Source organism: Peribacillus sp. P4_B1 (assembly GCF_056402395.1).
Genome location: NZ_JBFUHM010000002.1, coordinates 61,651 through 77,800 on the forward strand (window position 1 = coordinate 61,651; position 16,150 = coordinate 77,800).

The window sequence follows — 16,150 nt, forward strand, 5'->3', positions numbered from 1 at the left end:
AAGGAGGAAATCTAATGCAATTGGCAGCAGTGGCAGAAAATTTGGTTCATGAGGTTCGGAAGCTGATTGATGAGGAAATCATCATTATTGATCATGCTGGCACGATTATCGCAAGCACCGATAGCAGCCGTATTGGATCTTACCATGAAGGAGCCATCCACGCTTTCAACACTCGTGAAAAATTGATCATCAATAAACAGGATGAACGAAGTTGGAAAGGGGTGAAGGCAGGAATAAATCTACCCATTTTCTTCAACCAGGAAGCCGTTTGTGTAATTGGAATTACGGGAGACCCCAAACATGTTTCCCCATATGCAGAACTTTTAAAAAAGATGACGGAGATGTTCATTCAGGAAAGCTATCACATCGAACAAGTAGAATCCCAATCACGGCTGATGGAATTCTTTGTATTTGAATGGCATCAGCTGCAGCTGTTCAATGAGCCATTCCTTCAGAAGGCTAAGTTGCTTGGGGTCGATGTTCATGCAGACCGAATTATCACCATAGGTGAATTTAAGACTGAAAAAATCATCGAACCCCATGTGTGGAAAACGCTTCAGATATACATAGGTCAGCAGCATCCCAAGGACATCGTTGTCCGTTGGGGGAGGAATCAATTCGTCATTCTTTCAATAGCCGATTTTATCGGTTCAAAAATCCAACAATTAAAGAAATTAAGTAAACTGCAAAGAAAACTGGAAGAGAGCTCGGGTTATAAAGTGTGTGCAGGGGTTAGTTCGCGTACACCGGGATCCGCATTCAGGCAAGCATTTTTTAAAGCGGAACGTTCCTTGAAAATTGGGTTTCCTTCATCGGGAATTATATTTGACGAGGACTTGAAGCTTGAGATCCTGCTTGATGAAGTTACGACTGAAACAAGACAGGAATATTTATCCCGGACGATACAGGATTTGCTTCCTAATGAGGAGCTGCTTAAAACCCTTTCCATGTATTTTGCATGTGATCTATCTTTGAAAGAAACCGCTGCAGCCCTACATATCCATATCAATACCCTCCATTACAGGCTCAAACGCATAGAGGATTTGACCAAACTCAATCCTAGGAAGCTAGCCGATTTAGTCATTATGTATCTATCCTTAAGAGTATTGGATAAACATCCAAATTAATTCTATGTAAATCTGTAAATTCTATATGTTCATACATAGAAGGTTGAATGTTTTTTTTCTTATACTTAAATCATATAAAAATATTGAATGCCATTTTATTTATGAGGGGGATATACATGTTAACAAAGCAGGTTAAGCAGCTACTTCTTGCCATCGTTGGCCAGGAAAATTACGATGACTCGAAAGTGGAATGCCTTGTCTATTCATATGATGCAACGCCAGGGTTTCAAGCGATGCCGGATGCTGTCATTAAACCGGGCTGCACGGCTGAAGTCGCAGCCATTGTCAAAGTTTGCAACGAATACAGTGTTCCAATCATCCCACGCGGATCTGGGACGAATTTGAGCGGAGGCACCTGCCCGACAGAGGGGGGGCTTGTCCTATTGTTCAATCGGATGAGTTCATTACTTGAAATAGATGGAGAAAACCTAACGGCAACCGTACAACCTGGGCTCATCACATTGGACTTGATTTCTGCAGTTGAAGAGAGGGGCTTGTTTTATCCGCCCGATCCAAGCTCGATGAAAATCTCCACGATTGGCGGCAACATTAATGAGAACTCTGGTGGACTGCGAGGGTTAAAGTATGGAGTCACCCGTGATTATGTCATCGGGCTTGAAGTGGTCCTTCCGAATGGGGACATCATTCGAACAGGGGGCAAGCTTGCCAAAGATGTAGCTGGATATGATTTAACGAAGCTTTTTGTCGGCTCAGAGGGGACCTTGGGCATCGTTACGGAAGCGATCTTAAAGCTGATCCCAATCCCGGAAATGACAAAGACCATGCTTGCCTTATATCAAGATCTGGATGCTGCAGCTGAGTCAGTGGCCAAGATCATTTCCAATAAAATCATTCCTGTTACATTGGAATTTCTTGATCGGCCGACTTTGATCGTGGTTGAAGACTTCGCGAAAATCGGTTTGCCCACCAATGTGGAAGCCGTCCTGCTGATTGAACAGGATGGTCCGCCTGAAGTGGTGGAACGTGATATGAAAAGGATGGCCGATATCTGTCTAGAGGAAAAGGCGGTTTCCGTGGAAATTGCTGAAACGGAATCTGACGCTGTTGCCTTGAAGACCGCAAGACGGACAGCCCTTTCCGCACTGGCACGCCTCAAGCCGACGACCATTTTGGAAGATGCTACCGTTCCCCGGTCGGAAATTGCCAAAATGGTTAGAGCGATTAATGAAATTGCCAGCAAGCATAACGTGAACATTTGCACTTTCGGTCATGCTGGGGATGGGAACCTGCATCCAACGTGCATTACCGACGCTCGTGATCATGATGAAATGGAGAGAGTGGAGCAAGCTTTTGCCGACATTTTTGCCGTGGCTATCGACCTTGGCGGGACGATCACCGGTGAACATGGTGTGGGAGCGATGAAGGCACCTTATCTTGAATGGAAGCTGAAGAAAGAAGGGATTGCCGCCATGAGAGCGATTAAACAAGCTTTCGATCCCAATAACATCATGAATCCCGGTAAAGTATTTGCCAAGGAAAGCAGGAAAAGGGTGGTGGTATCTTCATGACGACGGCTCAGGAAAGGGAGACCATTGCCATTCAATTCGCGGAAAAAATGGATGAAGATGAATTGTTGAATTGCATGCGCTGCGGCTTTTGCTTACCCCATTGTCCGACATACATTGAATCGGGGTTGAAGGAATCCCATTCACCAAGGGGCAGGATTGCAATTATGAAAGCGGTGGCGGATGGCGTGATTGGGCCGGATAGGGATGTAGAGCGTTCTTTGAGTCTTTGCCTCGGCTGCAGGGCTTGTGAGCCTGTCTGTCCATCTGGTGTGAAATATGGACATCTTCTTGAAGAAGCAAGGGATATCATCCATCAGAATAAAAAACACAGTCTCCCTGTAAAAACGATTCGCAAGGCCGTTTTTAGTGGATTATTCCCACATCAGGAGCGAATGCAAGCCATGACGGGATTGCTTGGCTTCTATCAGAGATCAGGCCTGCAATACATGGCCCGTAAAACGGGAGTCCTCAACATGCTTCCGGATAATTTGGCAACCATGGAAAAAGTGCTGCCGAAAGTCCCGAAAAAATCAGAAATGAAAAATAGGCCAACTGAGCTGCCTGCAATCGGAACTGCACTCAAAAAGGTGGCTTTCTTTTCCGGCTGTTTGATGGATACGATGTTTTTGGAAACGAACAAGGCCACACTAAAGCTTCTTCAGCTGGCTGGATGTGAAATCGTGATTCCGAAATCACAGGCCTGTTGCGGGGCGCTTCATGGGCACAGTGGTGAAAAAGAAGGGGCAAAGCAACTGGCCAAGCGTAATATTGAAGCTTTTGAAACGGACGAAGTGGATTATATTATTACGAATGCCGGCGGTTGCGGAGCTTTTCTCATAGATTATGATCATTTGCTCCAAGATGAACCCGAATGGCATGACCGGGCAATCGCATTTAAAAATAAGCTGAAAGATATCAGCGAGATCCTTGTTGATTTGCGTTTTCAGGAAAAAGTTCGACTGAAACTGCCAGATCAATCAGTAACTTTTCAGGATTCCTGTCACTTACGGAATGTGATGAATACCTCTTTGGCTCCGCGAATTCTCCTTCAATCGATAGAAGGAATCGATTTCAGGGAAATGAAGGATGCGGATCGCTGCTGCGGCTCGGCAGGGATTTATAATATTGTTGAATCAGAGATGTCCATGAATATTCTCGACTCTAAAATGGTGCACGCTAAATCGACAAAAGCCGATATTGTTGTCACGGCAAACCCTGGCTGTCTGTTACAAATGCAATTGGGGATCGAGAGGGAAAATTTGGGGGCATGTACGAAAGCGGTCCATATTGTGGACCTGCTTATGGAGGCAGTTGATCTATAAAGCTTTCAAAGTGGTACATGAAAATAGTGACATAGCAGAATTTGGTTAAACATTACATTTTAAAAAATGGGGAAACCCTTGTAAAACCTGGATTTCATTTGAAAAAATGTTCTGTGCTGAGAACAAAATGTAAATGATATAACATAAATGAAATATTGATTTCTCGTTTACTTAGGTATATGGCGGGTAGAGTTTATATATAGCATCCACTAAACCAGTCAACAAAACCTAAGGAGGAATATTAAATGAATAAAACAGTATATGGAGTATATGAATCAAATGCAGAAGTGATCCAAGCAATCAATGTACTAAAGGCCAAGGGGTTTGAAGGTGACGATATTACGGTCGTCGCAGACAAGGCAGAAACATTGGATTTTACGAACCATCAACGCGAAACTGATGTTCATACAATGACGAATGTTCCTAACGACGAATCATTTATGGACAAGGTGGCACGCTTCTTCATGCCGGAAGATACGGCAGACCTTTCAACAAGATTGGCGAACGCAGGTCTTTCGAATAGTGAAGCGGCTGAACATGTCTTTGATGTAGAAAACGGAAAAGTCCTGGTTCTTGTCGATGAAAGTGAAGGCCACCTTGGAACGGCAAGGGATAAATTCACGACTGGAACAACGGACACTGCCCGTACAAGGCTTGATACAAACTCTGCCAACCCTCTTTACAACGGTACCGAAAAAGCCGATGCATTAAATAAAGAAGATGTATATGGAGTGAACGGGCAAGGCCGTGAATTGCCTGAAGATGAAAGGACGCTTCGACTCAGGGAAGAACAGCTGAACATTGACAAAGAAAGAGTTCAGACAGGCGAAGTGGTCATTAATAAAGAAGTCAATGAACAGCATAAAACGATTAATGTCCCTGTTGAACACGAAGAATTGACAGTCGAGCATAGATCAGTTTCAGGACGTGAAGCGAATCAGGAAACTGGAAGCATTGGAGATGGGGAAACATTACGTATCCCCGTTGTTGAAGAAAAACTGGAAGTTTCGAAAAAACCGGTTGTCACAGATGAAATCGTCATCAAGAAACATGCCGTACAAGAAACGGAACAAGTTCAGGATACCCTTAAAAAGGAAGATATCCAGCTTGATAGTACAGATGAATCGATCGTAAATGAAAAAAAGGCAACTGAACGAAAAATCGACCGCTTCTAAGAGTGAAGGAAAGGGCCTGCAGTTTTTAAACTGCAGGTTTCTTTTTGATTTTAAAGCCTGGCTAAAGGTTCGAACTTAGGGGAGGCAAACCTTTGAATGAGCCATTTTTTGTTTAAATAACGCCCATCAGGGTATAAATACACATAAGAAGGAATATCGGAATGATCAGAGGAGGAAGATGCATGGAAAAAACATTATATGGTGTTTTTAATACGGAAAAAGAAGTAATCCAGGCTATACAATCCCTCCAGGAAAAAGGGGTTCATGAAAGTGAAATAACTGTAATGGCTGATAAGAAAGAAGATTTGGATTTTTTCAATGAAAAGCCGGGTCCGGATGTGGATGTCGTTACGAACTCTAATGAGGATTCCTTCATTGATAAGATGAAGCACTTTTTCCTGAACGAGGGTTCAGAAGATATAAGGAACCGATTAGGTGACTTAGGGCTTTCCGATAGTGAAGCCACCGCTTATATAAATGAAGTGGAGGCCGGGAAATTCCTGATTCTTTTAGATGAATCGAAAACCGTATCACAACGAGATGGCGAAACTTCCAAAGGCATGAAGGATGCGGACGGATTATCTGAAGTGAATCCGCTTAAAACAGGGGTGGTGAACAATCCGGACCCGAACCTTTTTCCTGAAACAACAGCGAATGCATATCAAACAAGGGAAGTAGAAGCACAGCCAGGAAGAAACGAGGAACTCCACGGAAATTCTGCTAACATCTTTGAAAAGGAAGAGCTGGATACGAAGCAAGCCCAAGAAAGGGAAATCAGTGGGAACTCCATCGGAAAATATAAGGAGCAAAAGCCGGGGGATCATTTAGGGAAATTAGTAAGCGACCCCAATGGAGACGCTAAAAAAGCTTTGGATGCTCAAGGAGCACTGGATAGGACCGGGCAGCAGGAGAAAGGCTTGATGGATGAATACATCAAAAATCGAATTAACACAGATAATCTGTAAGACCCGAAATAACAGCCTGCGCAAGGCTGTTATTTCAGTTTGAAGACAAAAGGGGTTCTATCTAAATTTCAAAACAAGTTGATTGGAACGGGTGTGTGAGACTCCTGCGGGAAAAGCGAGTGCCTGGAGGCAGCGTTCAAATTGTCTACAGCCTGCACAAGGCTGTAATTTTTTAGGATTGCGAAAAAACCCTTTAGGCAAGGGGTTTCCTCGTTCATTAGTTAGGAATCCCCAATGGATTATTTGCTTGTTTATTGATAAAGCCGCAAGGTATAATGACATAGGAATTTTATTTTAGTAGAGTAACAAGGAGGGGGAGAAACATGGAAAAAAACGTATATGGTGTTTTTGACTCTAATCCGGAACTACTTGCTGCAATTCAGGACTTAAAAGCTAAAGGCGTGACTGGCAACCAAATGACAGTAGCAGCTGATATAAAAAACGATGTGCAGCTTGGAAATGAACATACGGATATACTGATCATCGCCAATCAGGATAAGGAGGACACTTTTTTTTTGAGAATCTTCCACTACTTCACAGATGAAGGATCTGGAGATTTACGCAGCTTTTTCACGAAATACGGCTACTCTTTTGCTGAGACAAAAACGATGCTTGAAGAAGTGAGCGGAAAAAAGTTCATCTTGCTGCTTGATGAGGAAGTCTCCATCGAAGAACTGAAAGCCGGCAAAGCGAAATTAAAAAAATAACAGCCTTTGAAGGCTGTTATTTTTTTAATCCTGCTTCAAGGGCAGTGATCATTTCCTGTTTTTCCTGTTCAGATGAATTTTGCCAGATGACCTCGAATAATACTCCCAATCCAGGAAGCATTTTTTCCTCGCCATTCTGTATGGCATCGACAATCGTGTCTTCTAGCTGATCTTGCGAATTTCCAGATACATTTTGGATGATCGCATTACGTAGGTTTAAATTCACAATTATTCCTCCTCTAACACATAATGACTGACATTAATAGCATTTCACAAACTGGCATGCAATATGTATGTGAATTGCGTTATAATAGGAAAATCAGTGTGAAGTTAAAGGAGCGTTTACCCTTGAAATATATTGAATCCATAAAAAACCCGCAAGTGAAGCAATGGAAAAAGCTATTGACGAAAAAAGAACGCGATAAAACAGGCAAATATTTAGTCGAGGGTTTTCACCTAGTTGAAGAAGCCTTAAAAGAAGAAATCGTCCTGGAAGTGATCGTAAATGAAGAAACTGAAATGCCTGGCCATTTTAAGCTGGAAGGAACAGAAGTCATTTATGTGAAAAGTGATATTATGAAAGCGATTTGCGATACCGAAGCCCCACAGGGAATTGCAGCGGTTTGTGAACAGAAATTAACGAACATGACGTCCATTAATCCGGATAAACTATTGTTGATCGATGCCGTACAAGATCCGGGGAATATTGGAACGATGATCAGGACAGCGGATGCGGCAGGAATCGATGCGGTCATTCTTGGCGAAGGATGTGCCGACTTGTATAATCCCAAAGTGGTCCGTTCGACGCAAGGGAGCCTATTCCATATGCCTGTCATTAAAGGGAACCTTTCAGAGATCATCGATGAGCTGAAGCAAATCGGCACACCTGTTTATGGCACGGCATTGGAAGGCGCATCCCCATTTGAAGAAGTGGAAAAGTCTTCTCGTTTTGCCCTGCTGGTCGGCAATGAAGGTCAAGGAGTGTCTAAGGAATTACTAAAGAAAACGACTAAAAACCTTTATATCCCCATCTACGGAAAAAGCGAATCACTGAATGTGGGGATCGCTGCCGGGATTTTAATGTACCATTTACGAAAATCGATTTGAAACGGCCGTGGAATTATAATATAATAAAACAGAATTTTATATTGAAACAACGATGACAAAGAGTAGTAGCTTAAGTTATCCATATCCAGGGAAAAAATGCCTTGACTGAAAGCATTTTTATGGCACCTTAAGGGAATTCACCTTTCGAGTTGGCATTGGGAAGACAGATTGTCCGAAAAATGTTCCGGTGAAGAGCCGTTATTTTTAATGAAGTGAGTGCAGAAGTTTATTTGTTCGTGCACTAATAAGGGTGGTACCGCGATACATAGACCTCGTCCCTTTAGGGATTGGGTTTTTTTTGTGTTCATTTTTACAACAGGAAAATAAAGGAGGAAGACATGATGCAGGAACGTTTACTAGAACTGCAGGAAGAAGCGTTGCAAAAAGTTGCCGCCGCTTCCGAATTAAAAGAACTGAATGAAGTCCGTGTTGCTTATTTAGGGAAAAAAGGGCCAATCACTGAGGTATTGCGCGGCATGGGTAAATTATCAGCCGAAGAACGTCCGAAGATTGGGGCACTAGCCAATGATGTTCGGGAAGCGATTGCAACAAAGATCGAGGAGAAACAAAAAGCACTTGAAACTGCGGCAATCAATGCAAAGCTGGCAACTGAAACGATTGACGTCACACTCCCAGGACGTCCGGTTAACAAGGGGAATCTTCACCCATTAACACGTGTCGTGGAAGAAATCGAAGACTTATTCATCGGAATGGGTTATACCGTTGCAGAAGGTCCCGAAGTTGAAAGCGACTACTACAACTTCGAGGCACTTAACTTGCCAAAAAGCCATCCGGCACGTGATATGCAGGACTCATTCTATATCACGGATGAAATCCTGATGCGTACGCACACTTCACCTGTTCAAGCTAGAACGATGGAAAAACATAAAGGTCAAGGTCCTGTTAAAATCATCTGCCCAGGAAAAGTATATCGCCGTGATAACGATGATGCGACACACTCCCATCAATTCCAGCAAATTGAGGGCTTGGTCATCGATGAGAACATCAGCATGAGCGACCTGAAAGGGACGCTTGATGTATTTGCGAAAAAAGTATTTGGGCAAGACCGTGAAATCAGACTTCGTCCAAGTTTCTTCCCATTTACGGAGCCTTCTGTCGAAGTGGATATTTCTTGTAAAATCTGTGGTGGTAAAGGCTGCAGCGTTTGTAAACAAACAGGCTGGATCGAAGTGCTTGGCGGCGGGATCGTTCATCCGAACGTCCTTGAAATGGCTGGCTTCGATTCCAAGAAATACTCGGGATTCGCATTTGGAATTGGCGTGGAACGGATTGCCATGTTGAAATACGGTGTGGATGATATCCGTCACTTCTATACGAATGATGTCCGATTCTTAAAACAATTCAACCATCACGAAGCATAAATTTTTATTTTAAAAAGGAGGACCTACCATGTTTGTGTCATATAAATGGTTACAAGATTATGTTGACCTTTCGGGCATCAATGCGACGGAACTAGCTGATAAAATCACGAAAAGCGGCATTGAGGTTGAAGGGGTAGAAAAGAAGAGTGAAGGGCTTAAAGGAGTCGTCATCGGGCATGTCATTGAACGTGAACAGCATCCAAATGCGGATAAATTGAATAAATGCCAAGTTGATATCGGTGCCGAAAATCCCGTCCAGATCATCTGTGGAGCACCGAATGTCGATAAAGGCCAAAAAGTCGCAGTCGCTACCGTTGGCGCAGTCCTTCCAGGTAATTTCAAAATCAAAAAAGCGAAACTTCGCGGAGAAGAATCGCACGGGATGATTTGCTCGCTTCAAGAATTGGGCTTCGAATCCAAGCTTGTGTCAAAGGACTATGCAACAGGTATCTTCGTCTTCCCTAATGATGTGGAAGTAGGAAAAGATGCATTGGAAGAACTTGGTTTAAGTGATGAAGTGCTGGAACTTGGGCTGACTCCAAATCGTTCTGACGCATTGAGTATGCTTGGTGTTGCATACGAAGTGGGTGCCATCCTAGGCCGGGAAGTGAAATGGCCAGTTGTCGAGAAAGAAGAGGCAGCTGTAAAAGCATCTGATAATATCAGTGTCAAAGTGGAAGCGAAAGAAGATAACCCGATATACATTGCTAAAATCATCAAAGATGTTAAGGTCGGACCCTCACCGCTTTGGATGCAGACTCGGTTAATGTCTGCAGGTATCCGACCTCATAATAATGTGGTCGATATCACGAACTACATTTTACTTGAATATGGTCAACCGCTACATGCCTTTGATTATGACCGCTTTGGTTCAAAGGAAATCGTCATCCGCAGAGCGAAGGATGCTGAAAAAATCGTAACATTGGATGAAGCGGAACGGACTTTGACGCCTGACCATTTAGTGATCACAAATGGAAGCGAGCCTGTTGCGATTGCTGGTGTGATGGGCGGAGCGGATTCCGAAGTGAAAAATGATACAACGAACATCATTATTGAAAGTGCATATTTTGCAGGTACAGTAGTTCGTAAAGCTTCAAAAGACCACGGCTTGCGCAGTGAAGCAAGTGCCCGTTTTGAAAAAGGCGTCGATCCGGCCCGTGTACGTGAAGCTGGAGAACGTGCCGCACAGTTGATTGCACAATATGCTGGCGGAACAGTCTTACAAGGAACGGCTGAAGTTGACGAATTGACAATGGAACCAGCGGTCATTAGCATCACACTGGAAAAAATCAACACACTTCTTGGAACAAGCATGAGCGTAACTGAAGTGGAGTCGATCTTCAAACGCCTGCAATTCGGCGTGGAACTTGACAATGAAACGTTCACAATCACTGTCCCTACGCGCCGTGGCGATATTACGATTGAAGCTGATTTAGTTGAAGAGGCTGCACGTTTATACGGATATGATAACATTCCAGCTACGCTGCCGATCGGTTCTGCTACTCCAGGCCAATTGACTGACTATCAAATTAAACGGCGGAAAGCACGTCGTACCCTTGAAGGCGCAGGCCTTTATCAAGCGGTGACCTATTCACTTACAAGCCAGGAAAAAGCGTCCCAATTCGCATTGGAAGCAAGAGAATCCATTCGTTTAGCAATGCCGATGAGTGAAGAACGAAGCCAATTGCGTTTGAGCATTGTACCTCAATTGCTGGAAGTCGTGAAATATAACAATGCCCGCCAAATTGATTCACTGGCACTGTATGAAATCGGTTCGGTATTCTTTAAGCAGGACGAACAAGAACTGCCTGAAGAAAAAGAACATATTGCTGGAGCCATCACTGGCCTATGGGAGTCGCATCTATGGCAAGGTGAAAAAAAACCAGTAGATTTCTTTGTAGCCAAAGGCGTGATCGAAGCATTATTCGATACACTGGGATTAGCTGATCAAATCAGTTATCGCCAAGCGGAAATTAACGACATGCATCCAGGACGGACAGCAGAAGTACTGTTGAATGGTGATGTGATTGGCTTTATCGGCCAAGTGCACCCAACTGTCCAAAAAGACTTGGATATTAAAGAAACATACATTTTCGAACTTTCCTTAAAAGCATTGGCCGAAGCCGAAGTCGCGCCGATTGCATACCAAACCATTCCGCGCTATCCATCAACTACACGCGATATCGCGCTCGTTGTGGATCAAGCTACGAAAGCCGGGGACATTCAGAATATTATTGAAGAAGCCGGTGGCAAACTGCTGAAAGAAGTAAGCATCTTCGACTTATACGAAGGTGAAAGAATGGAGGAAGGCAAGAAATCCATTGCCTATTCACTGAAATACTTCGACCCGGAACGGACGCTAACGGACGAAGATATTACAAAAGCACATGAAAAAGTGCTTGAAGCCGTTAAAGAAAAAGCTGGCGCAGAACTTAGAGGATAAAACCAAAAAGACAGCTCCCTGAATCTTGGGAAGCTGTCTTTTTATGAACTCACGAGTAAAGTGTGTGAACTCACGAGTAAATGGTGTGAACTCACGAGTAAAACGTGTGAATTCACGAGTAAAGCGTGTGAATTCACGAGTAAATGGTGTAAATTCACGAGTAAAGTGTGTGAACTCACGAGTAAATGGTGTGAACTCACGAGTAAATGGTGTAAATTCACGAGTAAATGGTGTAAATTCACGAGTAAAGCGTGTGAATTCACGAGTAAATGGTGTAAATTCACGAGTAAAGCGTGTGAACTCACGAGTAAAGCGTGTGAACTCACGAGTAAATGGTGTGAATTCACGAGTAAATGGTGTAAATTCACGAGTAAAGCGTGTAAACTCACGAGTAAAGCGTGTGAACTCACGAGTAAAGCGTGTGAACTCACGAGTAAATGGTGTGAATTCACGAGTAAAGCATGCGAATTTACGAGTAAAACGTGTTTTTCATCAATAAAAAAGCGGCTGTTCCCTTATTTATGATATTTTTGTTGATATAATCGCTTCGCTTTTTCTGTATTGGCGAAGTGGATTTTCGTGAATTCGTTCAATGAATCGATTCCTTTTTCATGAATCAATCTTGCAGCTGCTTCATCGACTGCAAAGCCGGCACCTTTAGGGATTTTGAATCCGGCTTTTTCACTCAGCAAATCAAAGCGTTTGACGAATGCATATCGGGCCAGGATGGAAGCGGCTGCCACTCCTAGGTGTATGCCTTCCGCTTTTGTGCATAAATAGGTGGCATTAGCTTGAAATAGTTCTTGGCCTTTTAGGTAATTAAAAAATACATCTGGTTGAGCGAATTGATCAATAAGGACCGCTTCCGCTTGTTCCGGGTCCATTTTTTGCATGAGATGCTTGATTGCTTGGTTATGGAGGAGGGCCTTCATTTTTCCTTGTGACATTCCCTTTGCCTGCAGCGTATTATATTTCGGGTTGTCGCATGTGAGCAGACTGAATGGCACAACATCCTTAATCTGTTTGGCAATTTCGATAATCTGTGGATCTTTCAGGTTTTTGGAATCCTGGACACCAAGTTCCTTCAATAGGGCGAGTTGCTCCTTTTTTGCATATACGGCTACAACGGTGATCGGGCCGAAATAATCTCCTGTTCCTACTTCATCGGATCCAATCACTGACATGATTCCGATATTTGCAGGTGGTGAATATCGATGGACGTTGACTGATGCGGATGATGCCGTTTTTTTCTTTGGAGCCGCAGCGGTGGTACCTTGTTGCCATTTTACCGCTTCTATTTCGGCATTCTTACCTTGAAAGAGTACTTTGCCGGATTTATAGGCGGTCACCGTACATAACGGCGGTTTGGCGGAAAAGATGCTCCCTGGCGGCAGTTTGGCGGCTAAGGATGAAGAATAATGGGATTTCATCACCTTTATTTGTTCAGGGCTGATAAGTAAAACAACATGGGACATAATGGGTAAACTCCTAACATCATTTTATTTTTCAGGTAATTTTCATCCTAGAGTCGTTTTCATCTGACAAATTATTGCAGTTTTTATGCGAGAAATGACGCTGTACTATCTTTCGTGACGAAAAACTTCATGATATGATAGAATTAGGATTGTTTAGATTGGGGGCATCATTTTGTCAGACGATAAACGAAATAAAACAACAGTTGATATATACGGTCAACCATACACAATCGTCGGTACAGAAAGCGCAAGCCATATGCGCCTGGTCGCTTCGATGGTTGACGAAAAAATGAGAGAGATCAGGATGAAAAATCCATATTTGGATACAAGCAAGCTAGCGGTACTAACGGCCGTGAATACCATCCACGAATATATTAAATTAAAAGATGAACTAGACCAGCTTCAACTGGAATTAAAGAGAGAGAAGGACTGAGTACATGCTTGATTTAGCAATTCTGGCCATTCTTTTAATCGGTTTATTAATCGGTTTAAAGCGTGGCTTCATTTTACAAATGGTTCATATGACAGGGTTTATAGTGGCCTTCATCGTCGCATATGTATTTTACGGAGATCTTGCTCCCAATTTGAAATTGTGGATCCCGTTTCCAACGATGAGTGATTCCTCGACCCTTAATATGTTTTTCGATACAGTCGGGCTTGAAACGGCTTATTACAATGCGATTGCCTTTGCAATCATTTTCTTTGCTGCCAAGATTCTTTGGCAAATGATAGGATCTATGCTCAATTTCATTACCCATCTTCCGATTTTAAAACAGCTGAATCGCTGGGGTGGCGGGATATTGGGTTTTCTCGAAGTCTATCTTATCATGTTTATTATATTATATATAGCTGCCATGCTGCCAATGGATTCCATCCAGAAACCATTAACGGAATCTTTTCTGGCAGAAACGATCGTGAAACATACGCCGTTCCTGTCAGAGCAAGTGAAAGACCTTTGGTTTAATGAATTAAAACAATCTTAATGTCAATATACGAGGGCCTGCCTCCCTTTCTCAAAGTTCTAGATTCCTATACTTTGAACGGGGGAGGCCCCTTTTTATGCAGTTGAATGTTATCTCCCTCAATTTGGTTCGAAAGTTAAGAATCGGACTGCTTGTACTTTACCTCCAAGAAAGGTATCTTTAAGAAAGTAAACATGGGACACCCTACTAATTTTTTCGGCGGTGAATTAAATGACAATTAATAAAAAAGATATCATTAAATTATTAGAAAAAATCGCAATATATATGGAATTAAAAGGAGAGAACCCGTTCAAGGTTTCAGCTTTCAGAAAGGCAGCAGGCGCCTTGGAAACGGATGATCGGAGCCTTACCGCTATCGAAGACTTTACCGCTTTAAATGGAATCGGGAAAGGAACGGCATCTGTCATCGAAGAGTATATAAATGAGGGGAAATCGACCGTACTTGAAGAGCTGCAGGAGCAGGTGCCGAAAGGGTTGATTCCGCTCTTGCAGCTTCAGGGTTTGGGCGGGAAGAAAATTGCCAAACTTCATAAAGAGCTGCATGTCAATGATGTAAATGATCTTAAAATCGCCTGTGAAGAGGGCAGGGTCGCGGCGCTTGCCGGTTTCGGCAAAAAAACGGAAGAGAAGATCCTGTCTGCAATTGCCGAGGCAGGTTCAAGGCCTGAACGGCTACCCCTTGCCTTCATGAGGCCGATTGCGGATGTTATTGAAACGGCCCTTGCGAACATGGAAGGCATCATACGATCATCCAGAGCCGGCAGCATCCGGCGTATGAGGGAAACGATCAAGGACCTCGATTTCATCATCTCGACAGATCATCCCGATGAAGTCAAGAATCAACTGCTTGCTTTAACGGGCATAAAACAAGTGATTGCAGCCGGTGATACAAAAGTATCGGTCGTGCTTGATTATGAATATGATATTTCTGTCGATTTCCGAATTGTGAAGGATAAGGAATTCATCACGACACTCCATCATTTTACCGGTTCGAAAGATCACAATGTGCGGATGCGCCAGCTGGCTAAAGATCGCGGAGAGAAAATCAGCGAATATGGTGTGGAAGTGGTTGAAACCGGTGATGTACTGACGTTTGAAACGGAAGAACAATTTTATAATCATTTTGGCCTTCCATTCATTCCCCCAGAGCTGCGTGAAGACGGAACGGAAGTGGAGCAATATGATGCTAAGGAACCTCTCATATCTATAGAGGCCATCCAAGGTGACCTGCACATGCATACCACATGGAGTGATGGGGCTCATACGATTGAAGAAATGATTGAAGCATGCCGTGCAAAAGGTTATCGCTATATGGCCATCACCGATCATTCACAATATTTGAAAGTGGCGAATGGCTTGACCGTGGAGCGTTTACGTGAACAAAAACGAATCATCCATGAACTGAATGAAAAATATGATGACATTACCGTTCTTTCAGGGATTGAAATGGATATACTCCCTGATGGGACACTTGATTATGACGATGAACTGCTTGCGGAGCTGGATTTGGTGATCGCATCGATTCACTCAAGCTTTTCACAGCCTAGGGAAACGATCATGGAGCGCTTAAAAACGGCTCTGAATAATCCGCATGTCGATATCATCGCCCATCCAACGGGAAGGATTATCGGCAGACGCACCGGATATGATGTTGATATAGAGATGCTGATCGAACTGGCACGCGAGACGAATACCGCATTGGAATTGAATGCGAATCCGAACCGATTGGATTTGGCGCCACCCCATCTCCGCAAGGCACAGGAAGCAGGCGTTCCGATCGTAATCAATACCGATGCCCACAGCATCGATATGCTTGAACATATGCCTGTTGGAGTCTCGGCGGCGAAAAAGGGCTGGATTAAAGAATCAACGGTCCTTAATGCAAGGGATAAGGATGGATTATTAGCGTTTTTAAAGAGAAATGATTAACTATTT

15 protein-coding genes and 1 other annotated feature are annotated in these 16,150 nt (G+C 43.3%); of the genes, 13 read left to right on the forward strand and 2 right to left on the reverse strand.

Translation table 11 applies throughout. From position 1 onward, the window contains the following. Nucleotides 1-14: 14 nt before the first annotated feature. The 6 genes from AC1DVK_RS01775 to AC1DVK_RS01800 all read left to right on the forward strand — a co-directional run bounded on the left by AC1DVK_RS01775 (nt 15) and on the right by AC1DVK_RS01800 (nt 6,825). Nucleotides 15-1,127 carry a PucR family transcriptional regulator gene (locus tag AC1DVK_RS01775; RefSeq protein WP_477625717.1) on the forward strand — a complete coding sequence of 371 codons (1,113 nt, stop codon included), beginning with the start codon at nt 15-17 and terminating at the stop codon, nt 1,125-1,127. Between the two features lie 116 nt (nt 1,128-1,243). Beyond that, nucleotides 1,244-2,656, forward strand: coding sequence for a glycolate oxidase subunit GlcD (gene glcD, locus AC1DVK_RS01780; protein WP_477625718.1), 1,413 nt, complete (start codon nt 1,244-1,246; stop codon nt 2,654-2,656). Beyond that, nucleotides 2,653-3,978, forward strand: a complete 1,326-nt coding sequence (locus AC1DVK_RS01785) for a (Fe-S)-binding protein (RefSeq protein ID WP_410861182.1) — start codon at nt 2,653-2,655, stop codon at nt 3,976-3,978. Before glcD ends, AC1DVK_RS01785 begins: the two co-directional genes overlap by 4 nt. Nucleotides 3,979-4,223: 245 nt before the next feature. After that, nucleotides 4,224-5,153, forward strand: a complete 930-nt coding sequence (locus AC1DVK_RS01790) for a YsnF/AvaK domain-containing protein (RefSeq protein WP_317776900.1) — start codon at nt 4,224-4,226, stop codon at nt 5,151-5,153. A gap of 182 nt (nt 5,154-5,335) precedes the next feature. Beyond that, on the forward strand, nt 5,336-6,118 hold the full coding sequence (locus tag AC1DVK_RS01795) for a general stress protein (protein ID WP_477625719.1): 783 nt from the start codon (nt 5,336-5,338) through the stop codon (nt 6,116-6,118). A 323-nt stretch (nt 6,119-6,441) separates the two neighbouring features. Then, the gene (locus tag AC1DVK_RS01800; RefSeq protein ID WP_318682289.1) at nt 6,442-6,825 is read left to right on the forward strand and encodes a general stress protein; all 384 of its coding nucleotides are present in this window, start codon (nt 6,442-6,444) and stop codon (nt 6,823-6,825) included. Between the two features lie 16 nt (nt 6,826-6,841). On the opposite strand, the gene sspI is transcribed toward AC1DVK_RS01800, so the two are convergent. Then, nucleotides 6,842-7,051 (reverse strand): small acid-soluble spore protein SspI, encoded by a 210-nt coding sequence (sspI, locus tag AC1DVK_RS01805; protein ID WP_061464325.1) that lies wholly within the window; start codon nt 7,049-7,051, stop codon nt 6,842-6,844. Between the two features lie 122 nt (nt 7,052-7,173). On the opposite strand from sspI, the gene AC1DVK_RS01810 reads away from it, so the two are divergent. The 4 genes from AC1DVK_RS01810 (at nt 7,174) to AC1DVK_RS01825 (ending at nt 12,282) form a co-directional block, all read left to right on the forward strand. Next, on the forward strand, nt 7,174-7,932 hold the full coding sequence (locus AC1DVK_RS01810; RefSeq protein ID WP_089361710.1) for a TrmH family RNA methyltransferase: 759 nt from the start codon (nt 7,174-7,176) through the stop codon (nt 7,930-7,932). A gap of 43 nt (nt 7,933-7,975) precedes the next feature. After that, nucleotides 7,976-8,215: a binding site (T-box leader), on the forward strand. A gap of 58 nt (nt 8,216-8,273) precedes the next feature. Beyond that, nucleotides 8,274-9,314, forward strand: coding sequence for a phenylalanine--tRNA ligase subunit alpha (gene pheS / locus AC1DVK_RS01815; protein WP_061464323.1), 1,041 nt, complete (start codon nt 8,274-8,276; stop codon nt 9,312-9,314). A gap of 28 nt (nt 9,315-9,342) precedes the next feature. Then, nucleotides 9,343-11,757: a phenylalanine--tRNA ligase subunit beta gene (gene pheT / locus AC1DVK_RS01820; protein ID WP_477625720.1), complete on the forward strand. Its 2,415-nt coding sequence runs from the start codon at nt 9,343-9,345 to the stop codon at nt 11,755-11,757. Between the two features lie 60 nt (nt 11,758-11,817). Further along, on the forward strand, nt 11,818-12,282 hold the full coding sequence (locus AC1DVK_RS01825) for a hypothetical protein (protein WP_477625721.1): 465 nt from the start codon (nt 11,818-11,820) through the stop codon (nt 12,280-12,282). On the opposite strand, the gene rnhC is transcribed toward AC1DVK_RS01825, so the two are convergent. After that, nucleotides 12,273-13,232 (reverse strand): ribonuclease HIII, encoded by a 960-nt coding sequence (gene rnhC, locus AC1DVK_RS01830; protein WP_477625722.1) that lies wholly within the window; start codon nt 13,230-13,232, stop codon nt 12,273-12,275. The genes AC1DVK_RS01825 and rnhC overlap by 10 nt on opposite strands. Nucleotides 13,233-13,404: 172 nt before the next feature. Here rnhC and zapA point away from each other — a divergent pair, with 172 nt between their 5' ends. The 3 genes from zapA to polX all read left to right on the forward strand — a co-directional run bounded on the left by zapA (nt 13,405) and on the right by polX (nt 16,144). After that, on the forward strand, nt 13,405-13,665 hold the full coding sequence (zapA, locus tag AC1DVK_RS01835; RefSeq protein ID WP_048678967.1) for a cell division protein ZapA: 261 nt from the start codon (nt 13,405-13,407) through the stop codon (nt 13,663-13,665). Nucleotides 13,666-13,669: 4 nt separating this feature from the next. Continuing rightward, on the forward strand, nt 13,670-14,215 hold the full coding sequence (locus tag AC1DVK_RS01840) for a CvpA family protein (RefSeq protein WP_061464320.1): 546 nt from the start codon (nt 13,670-13,672) through the stop codon (nt 14,213-14,215). 210 nt (nt 14,216-14,425) lie between these two features. Then, entirely contained in the window at nt 14,426-16,144 is a 1,719-nt protein-coding gene (gene polX, locus AC1DVK_RS01845) for a DNA polymerase/3'-5' exonuclease PolX (RefSeq protein ID WP_477625723.1), read from the forward strand. The last annotated feature ends 6 nt before the right edge of the window (nt 16,145-16,150 follow it).

Excerpts from the sequence above, each read along its gene's own strand:
- glcD (WP_477625718.1), top strand. The coding sequence starts at position 1,244 with ATGTTAACAAAGCAGGTTAAGCAGCTACTTCTTGCCATCGTTGGCCAG.
- pheT (WP_477625720.1), top strand. The coding sequence starts at position 9,343 with ATGTTTGTGTCATATAAATGGTTACAAGATTATGTTGACCTTTCGGGC.
- AC1DVK_RS01800 (WP_318682289.1), top strand. The coding sequence starts at position 6,442 with ATGGAAAAAAACGTATATGGTGTTTTTGACTCTAATCCGGAACTACTT.
- rnhC (WP_477625722.1), bottom strand. The coding sequence starts at position 13,232 with ATGTCCCATGTTGTTTTACTTATCAGCCCTGAACAAATAAAGGTGATG.
- AC1DVK_RS01795 (WP_477625719.1), top strand. The coding sequence starts at position 5,336 with ATGGAAAAAACATTATATGGTGTTTTTAATACGGAAAAAGAAGTAATC.
- AC1DVK_RS01840 (WP_061464320.1), top strand. The coding sequence starts at position 13,670 with ATGCTTGATTTAGCAATTCTGGCCATTCTTTTAATCGGTTTATTAATC.
- AC1DVK_RS01775 (WP_477625717.1), top strand. The coding sequence starts at position 15 with ATGCAATTGGCAGCAGTGGCAGAAAATTTGGTTCATGAGGTTCGGAAG.
- AC1DVK_RS01785 (WP_410861182.1), top strand. The coding sequence starts at position 2,653 with ATGACGACGGCTCAGGAAAGGGAGACCATTGCCATTCAATTCGCGGAA.
- pheS (WP_061464323.1), top strand. The coding sequence starts at position 8,274 with ATGCAGGAACGTTTACTAGAACTGCAGGAAGAAGCGTTGCAAAAAGTT.
- AC1DVK_RS01790 (WP_317776900.1), top strand. The coding sequence starts at position 4,224 with ATGAATAAAACAGTATATGGAGTATATGAATCAAATGCAGAAGTGATC.
- polX (WP_477625723.1), top strand. The coding sequence starts at position 14,426 with ATGACAATTAATAAAAAAGATATCATTAAATTATTAGAAAAAATCGCA.